1 protein-coding gene is annotated in these 265 nt (G+C 50.2%); it reads right to left on the minus strand.

The window, feature by feature from the left end; translation table 11 throughout:
* The coding region (locus O2S87_RS19095; protein ID WP_475410254.1) for a hypothetical protein at window positions 1-97 on the minus strand (97 nt) is incomplete at its 3' end.
* Window positions 98-265 lie beyond the last annotated feature (168 nt).

Raw genomic sequence — 265 nt, forward strand, 5'->3', positions numbered from 1 at the left:
CGTTCCAAGCTTTGAGCCAGCGCCCACCAGTTGGTTGGGACACACCGACACGTCGTGCAGCTATTTCGTCGGTGTCACCAAAAGAGACGTTTTTGATGAAACAGAGTCGCCGGACGAGACGGGTCTCTTCCGCCTTTTGTTGCTCCGTTTATCGCAAGACAGCTCCCGTATTGAATCACTTACATAACAAATTCTCCTGTCTGAGTCGCTGAACTGCCGAATTTCTAGATACAGACATTGCAGAAGCACCCAAACCAGACTATCC

The sequence above is a fragment of the Halohasta sp. A2 genome, assembly GCF_056175805.1.